The sequence below is a fragment of the Sphingopyxis sp. genome (genome assembly GCF_035565275.1).
GTDB lineage: Bacteria > Pseudomonadota > Alphaproteobacteria > Sphingomonadales > Sphingomonadaceae > Sphingopyxis.
This window is the reverse complement of sequence record NZ_DATMST010000323.1, coordinates 1-6,738: the sequence shown is the minus strand read 5'-3', so window position 1 is coordinate 6,738 and position 6,738 is coordinate 1. Positions and strand designations below refer to the sequence as shown.

Annotated in this window: 7 protein-coding genes; all 7 read left to right on the top strand. The window is 67.8% G+C overall.

Annotated features, from left to right (window positions below; all coding sequences use genetic code 11):
- Window positions 1-571, top strand: a 571-nt coding sequence (locus VN047_RS21360; RefSeq protein ID WP_325546268.1) for a tetratricopeptide repeat protein, incomplete at its 5' end; no start/stop codon positions are given.
- Entirely contained in the window at window positions 568-1,416 is an 849-nt protein-coding gene (locus tag VN047_RS21355) for a 4-(cytidine 5'-diphospho)-2-C-methyl-D-erythritol kinase (RefSeq protein WP_325546266.1), read from the top strand. The genes VN047_RS21360 and VN047_RS21355, both read left to right, overlap by 4 nt.
- The gene (locus tag VN047_RS21350; protein ID WP_325546265.1) at window positions 1,413-2,144 is read left to right on the top strand and encodes an N-formylglutamate amidohydrolase; all 732 of its coding nucleotides are present in this window, start codon (window positions 1,413-1,415) and stop codon (window positions 2,142-2,144) included. Before VN047_RS21355 ends, VN047_RS21350 begins: the two co-directional genes overlap by 4 nt.
- 59 nt (window positions 2,145-2,203) lie before the next feature.
- The gene (gene ilvD / locus VN047_RS21345; protein ID WP_325546263.1) at window positions 2,204-4,063 is read left to right on the top strand and encodes a dihydroxy-acid dehydratase; all 1,860 of its coding nucleotides are present in this window, start codon (window positions 2,204-2,206) and stop codon (window positions 4,061-4,063) included.
- Window positions 4,060-4,449: a hypothetical protein gene (locus tag VN047_RS21340; RefSeq protein ID WP_325546261.1), complete on the top strand. Its 390-nt coding sequence runs from the start codon at window positions 4,060-4,062 to the stop codon at window positions 4,447-4,449. Before ilvD ends, VN047_RS21340 begins: the two co-directional genes overlap by 4 nt.
- A gap of 25 nt (window positions 4,450-4,474) precedes the next feature.
- Entirely contained in the window at window positions 4,475-5,827 is a 1,353-nt protein-coding gene (locus VN047_RS21335; protein ID WP_325546259.1) for an NAD(P)H-hydrate dehydratase, read from the top strand.
- Between the two features lie 11 nt (window positions 5,828-5,838).
- Window positions 5,839-6,738: class I SAM-dependent RNA methyltransferase (locus tag VN047_RS21330; protein ID WP_325546257.1), on the top strand; the 900-nt coding region annotated here is incomplete at its 3' end.

The following is a 6,738-nucleotide window of genomic DNA, read 5'->3' as shown; positions in this document are numbered from 1 at the left end:
TCTCGCGCGGCGGTCCGGCGATCCGACCGCGGCGGCGCGTGCCTATGAACGGCTCGAGGCCGCGCTCGGCGGCGGTGAGGATGACCGGTCGTTACGCGGCACGTTGCTGATCGCGCGCGCCGAACTGCTGTTGCAGGCGGGCGAGTGGGATGCCGCCGAGCCTTTGATGGAAGAAGCCGTAGCATTGAGCCCTGACGATGCGTCGGTCCTGAATTTCGCAGGCTATTCGGCGCTCGAGCGGCGCAAGGACGTCGAGCGATCGCTCGCGCGGATCGAAGCCGCGTGGAAACAGGAGCCGCAGAACGCCAGCATTACCGATTCGCTCGGCTGGGCCTATTTCCTGACCGGCCGCACCGATGACGCGGTTGAATTGCTCGAAAAGGCGCAGCGCGGCGAGCCCGACAATGCGGTGATCGTCGAGCATCTGGGCGATGCCTATTGGCAGGCCGGCCAAAAATTTCAGGCGCGATACAACTGGCGCGCCGCGGCGCTGCTCGCCGAGGCCGACATGGCGACGCGGCTGGAGGCAAAGCTGCGCGACGGGCTGACGCCGGCGACGACCGCGCCGTGACGGCTTTCAGGGAGACCGGTTGGGCCAAGATCAACCTCGCGCTGCATGTCAGGGCGCGTCGGGCGGACGGCTATCATGAAATCGAGACCTTGTTTGCCTTCGTCGACGACGGCGACGCGATCGAGGCGGAGTTCGCCGAGACCGATAGCCTGACAATTCGGGGCGAGTTTGGCGAAGGGCTGAGTGCGGGCGGCGACAATCTGGTGATGAAGACGCTGGCGTTGCTGCGTGACCGTTACGGCGCCGACCGGGTGCCGCCGCTCGCCGTGACCCTGACCAAGAAACTGCCCGTCGCGGCAGGGATCGGAGGCGGTTCGGCCGATGCAGCGGCAATGGCGAGGCTCGTGCGGCGGCATTTTCTGTCCGAACTGGGCGACGCGGCGCTGGCGCGGCTCGTGAGTTCCCTGGGGGCCGATATCGCCGCGTGCGTCGCGAGCGCGACCTGCCTGGGCGTCGGCGTCGGCGAGGAATTGAGCGCGGTGCCCGACCTGCGGCTGGGCGGGACACCGGTGCTGCTCGTCAATCCGCGCCAGCCCGTGGCGACCGGGCCGGTGTTTGCCGCGTGGGACGGGATCGATCGGGGACCGCTGTTCACCGGGGCCGATATGCGGGCGCAGCTATTCGGCGCGCGCAACGATCTGCAGCGGCCCGCGATCGCGCAGTGTCCGGCGATCGCCGATATCTTGCTCGAACTCGGGGCGCTGCGCCCGTGGCTGGCGCGCATGTCGGGGTCGGGGGCGACCTGCTTTGCGCTGTTCGATGCGGCTGCCGAGCGTGACACGGCGGCGGCGCTTCTGGCAGAGCGGCATCCCGGCTGGTGGTCGATGGCAGGAGCATTGCGGTGAGTGAAGCGTGGCGTCAGCTGGGCGAAGCACGGGCGGGGGGCATATTGCTGATCGCCGACCATGCCTCGGCCTTCGTGCCCGACGACATCGACCTTGGCATCGAACCCGCTTTGCTGTCGAACCATATTGCGATCGATATCGGGGTCGCCGAGGTCGCGGCGCTGCTCGTCGAAAGCGGCGCGGTCGACGCGGCGATCCTCGGCGGCGTGTCGAGGCTGGTGGTCGACTGCAACCGCGACGAGGATGCGCCCGGGGTGCTGCCGATCGCGAGCGACGGACATGCGGTGCCGGGGAATGCGCTCGACGACGCCGGGCGCGAGGCGCGGCTGGCGCGCTTTTTCCGGCCGTATCACGACCATATCGCGGCGACGATCGCGGCGCATCGCCCGGCGATGATCCTGTCGCTGCACAGTTTCACGCCCTCGCTCGCGGCGCATCCCGATCAGGCGCGGCCGTGGCACGTCGGGGTGCTCTATAACGAGGACGACCGGCTCGCGGCGGCGGCGATCGCGGCGCTGGAGGCCGAGAATATGGTCGTCGGCGACCAGCAGCCCTATTCGGGCAAGCTGCTCAACGCGACGATGAACCGGCATGCCGAAGCGAACGACATTCCCTATGTCGGGATCGAGATGCGGCAGGATCTGGTCGGCGATACGGCAGGACAGGAAGTGTTTGCCTCACGGCTTTCTCGCATGTGCAGCAAAGTTGCATTGAATCTGGCCGGATAGGCGTGTAGAGGCGCGTCTCTTCGCTTGTTTTTGAAATAAAATTATCAGGATTGTTTGAAATGCCTTCATATCGTTCGCGCACCACCACCCACGGCCGCAATATGGCCGGTGCCCGCGGCCTGTGGCGTGCGACGGGGATGAAGGACAGCGACTTCGGCAAGCCGATCATCGCGGTGGTCAACAGCTTCACCCAGTTCGTCCCCGGCCATGTCCACCTCAAGGACCTCGGCCAGATGGTCGCGCGCGAGATCGAGGCGTCGGGCGGCGTTGCAAAGGAATTCAACACGATCGCGGTCGATGACGGCATTGCGATGGGGCACGACGGGATGCTCTATTCGCTGCCGAGCCGCGACCTGATCGCCGACAGCGTCGAATATATGGTCAACGCGCATTGCGCCGACGCGATGGTGTGCATCTCGAACTGCGACAAGATCACCCCGGGCATGCTGATGGCGGCGCTGCGCATCAACATTCCCGTCGTCTTCGTGTCGGGCGGGCCGATGGAAGCGGGCAAGGTGGTGCTGAAGGGCAAGGAGGTCGCCCTCGATCTTGTGGATGCGATGGTCGCCGCCGCCGACGAGAAATATAGCGACGAGGAAGTGACCGAGATCGAGCGCGCGGCATGCCCGACGTGCGGTTCGTGCTCGGGCATGTTCACGGCGAACTCGATGAACTGCCTGACCGAGGCGCTGGGGCTGTCGTTGCCCGGCAATGGCTCGACGCTTGCGACGCACGCCGATCGCAAGGCGCTGTTCCTGAACGCCGGGCGCCTCGTCGTCGAGATGTGTCGCCGTCACTACGAGGAAGACGACGACAGCGTACTGCCGCGCAATATCGCGACATTCGAGGCGTTCGAGAATGCGATGAGCCTCGACATCGCGATGGGCGGATCGACCAATACCGTACTCCACCTGCTCGCCGCGGCGTTCGAGGCGGGGGTCGATTTCACGATGGAGGATATCGACCGGCTGTCGCGGCGCGTGCCGTGCCTGTCGAAAGTGGCGCCCGCGAAGAGCGACGTCCATATGGAGGATGTCCACCGCGCCGGCGGGATCATGGCGATCCTCGGTCAGCTCGAGCGCGCGGGGCTGCTCCATGCGCACTTGCCCACCGTGCACAGCGCGACGCTGGGCGATGCGCTCAATAAATGGGATATCTCGCGCACCAACGATCCCGAAGTGCAGAAGTTCTTCATGGCGGCGCCCGGCGGCGTGCCCACCCAGACCGCTTTCAGTCAGGACCGGCGCTGGGATGACCTCGACCTTGACCGCGAAGCGGGCGTGATCCGCTCGGCGGAGCATGCGTTCAGCAAGGACGGCGGGCTCGCGGTGCTGTCGGGCAATATCGCGCTCGAGGGCTGCATCGTGAAGACCGCGGGCGTCGACGAGAATATCCTGAAGTTTTCCGGGCCGGCGAAGGTTTATGAAAGCCAGGACGCCGCGGTTGCAGGTATCCTGACCGGGCAGGTCGAGGCGGGCGATGTCGTGGTCATTCGCTACGAAGGGCCGAAGGGCGGGCCGGGGATGCAGGAAATGCTGTATCCGACGAGCTACCTCAAATCGAAGGGGCTCGGCGCCGCCTGCGCGCTGGTCACCGACGGACGGTTTTCGGGCGGCACGTCGGGGCTGTCGATCGGCCATGCCTCGCCCGAGGCGGCCGAGGGCGGCGCGATCGGGCTGGTCGAGAATGGCGACACGATCGAAATCGACATCCCGAAGCGCACGATCAACCTGATGGTCGCCGACCATGTCCTCGCCGAACGCCGCGCCGCGATGGAAGCAAGGGGCGACGCGGCATGGCAGCCCGCCAAGCCGCGCCCCCGCAAGGTTTCGGTAGCACTTCAGGCCTATGCTGCGATGACGACGAGTGCCGCGCGCGGTGCGGTGCGCGACCTGTCGCAGCTGAAGGGCAAGGGATGAAGAAGCTTGGGGGGCTATTGCTGACACTGCTCGCGCTGGCGGGCTGCGACCGCACGCCCGACAATGGCGAACTCGCCGAGGCCGAAGCGCGCGGATCGCGCGAGGCGGCCGAAAATGGCCGCATCGAATGCGCGCTTGAGGGCGCAAAGCTGTTCGACCGCACCTGCACGGTCGAGGAGATGAGCGGCGAGGGCGGGGCGATCCTTGTCGTCGGGCGCAGCAATGTCGGATACCGGCGCCTGCAGATCACGACCGACGGACGCGGCGTGGTGTCGGCCGACGGGGCCGAGCCTGCGAAGGTCAGCATCGTCGGTGACAATGTGATCGAGGTCGCGGTCGGCCACGACCGCTATCGTCTGCCCGCCAATACGGGCGGCGCGAAATAGCGCAAATCATGCTAGGGACATGGCGATGCCCGTTCCTGCCGATGCCCCGATCCTGACCAGCAAGGCGATGCGCGAGGCCGAGGCGGCCTGCGCGATCCAGGGCACCTCGCTTTCCGAACTGATGGAGCTTGCGGGCGCGTCGGTTGCCGACACCGCGTGGCGGATGTCGGCGGGCGCGCCGATCCTGATCCTTTGCGGCCCCGGCAACAATGGCGGCGACGGTTATGTTGCCGCGCGGGTGCTTGCCGGACGCGGCGCGACGGTCCGCGTCGCCGCACTGGCCGAGCCGGCAACCGATCTGGCAAAGGCTGCACGCGCGGGATGGAGCGGGCCCGTCGAAGCGCTGAACGGGCGCCTTGCACCTGCACCCCTGATCGTCGACGCGGTGTTCGGCGTCGGGCTGTCGCGGCCGGTTGCGGACGATCTGGCCATCATTCTGGGGAATTTTTCCGACCGGCGCATATTGGCGGTCGACGTCCCGAGCGGTGTCGACAGCGACGGCACGGCCGACTGGATGCCGCCGCTCGCTGCCGATGTGACGCTCGCGCTCGGCGCGCTGAAGCCGGCCCACGTGCTGTTGCCGACAGCGCCCGCCTGCGGGCGGGTGCTGCTCGCGCCGATCGGGATTTCGGCGAACCGGGCGATGCACACGCTGCCCGTGCCGCAAATATCGAGGCCGGATGCCGCCGCGCACAAGTTCACGCGCGGCATGGTTCTGGTCTTCGCGGGACCGATGCGGGGAGCGGCCGGGCTGGCCGCCGCGGCGGCGCTGCGGGCAGGGGCGGGCTATGCCGTGCTCGACGGCAGCGAGCGGGCCCCTTTTTCGGCGATTATCACCGAGAGTGACGAAAAATTCGGCGAGCGGCTCGACGATCCGCGCATCGGTGCGGTCGTGATCGGCCCCGGATTCCCCGCGGGCGACGAACTGCTGTTCGATGTCGAGGCGGCGCTCGATTCGGGCAAGCCGCTCGTCCTCGATGCCGCCGCGATCGATGCGGCGTTGCCGCGTTTGTCCGAGACGCCGCGCAAGGCGATCCTGACCCCGCACGAAGGCGAATTCGCGCGCGCCTTTCCGCAGCTTTACGGCAGCAAGATCGACCGCGCGAAAGCGGCGGCGGCGCGGACGCAGGCGGTGGTGATCTACAAGGGCGCCGACACGATCATCGCCGCGCCCGACGGTCGGGTGGCTGCGGCCTGGCCTGGGAGTCCCTGGCTGGCGACAGCGGGAACGGGTGATGTGCTGGCGGGTGCGTGCGGCGCGATGCTGGCGCGCGGCGGCGATGCCTTCGATGCCGCGGTCGCTGCGGTGGGCTGGCATATCGCGCAGGCGGCGCGTATAGGCCCCGGCCTCGTCGCCGACGATCTGGTTAGAGAATAAAGGTAGGCTGTATGTCCGAAGCTGCGCTGATCGAGCGCATCGCCGCGCGCGGCGATGGCGTGACCGCCGACGGGCGCCATGTAGCGGGCGGCGTGCCGGGCGATCGCGTCCGCGACGACGGGATCATCATCCCCGGCCCGAACCGGGCCGCACCCGCGTGCCGCCATTTCGGCAAATGCGGGGGCTGCCAGTTGCAGCATGTTGCCGAACCGGCGCTGGCCGATTTCGTTCGCGACCGGGTGGCTGGCGGGCTGGAAGGGCAGCAGGTCGCTGCCGGCGAGGTGCTTCCGGCGCTGCTCTCTCCCCCGCAAAGCCGCCGCCGCGCGACGCTGACCGCGCTGAGGACTGGCAAGCAGGTCGCGATCGGCTTCAACGCCGGCCAGAGCAATCATATCGTCGATATGCGGATGTGCCCGCTGCTGCTGCCCGAACTTTTCGCGCTGGTCGAGCCGACCCGTGGATTGCTGACGATGATCGCGCAGCCGCGGCGCCCGGTGAAGGTCAAGCTGCAGATGCTCGATCAGGGCGTCGAGCTGATCCTCGAAGGCGTCAAGGCCGAGGGGCTCGACGCCGCGATGGCGCTGCAGGATTTCGCCGGAGCGAACAACCTCGCGCGCTTCGCGATCGATCAGGGCGACGGGCTGGAAATCCTCTGGCAGCCGGAGCCGCCGACGATGCGCTTTGGCGACATATTGGTCGAGGTTCCGCCCTTCGCCTTTCTGCAGGCGACCGCAGCGGGGCAGGCGGCGCTCGTCGACGCCGTGCAGCGCGCGATCGGCGATGCCGGGGCGGTCGCCGACCTGTTTGCCGGTGTCGGAACCTTTGCGCTGTCGGTGCAGGCGGGGCGCAAAGTCTATGCCGCCGAGGGCGCGCGCGATGCGATCGCCGCGCTCACCGGGGCAGCGAACCGT

Coding starts and splice junctions, on each gene's coding strand:
- VN047_RS21335 (WP_325546259.1), top strand. CDS start 4,475: ATGCCCGTTCCTGCCGATGCCCCGATCCTGACCAGCAAGGCGATGCGC.
- VN047_RS21340 (WP_325546261.1), top strand. CDS start 4,060: ATGAAGAAGCTTGGGGGGCTATTGCTGACACTGCTCGCGCTGGCGGGC.
- ilvD (WP_325546263.1), top strand. CDS start 2,204: ATGCCTTCATATCGTTCGCGCACCACCACCCACGGCCGCAATATGGCC.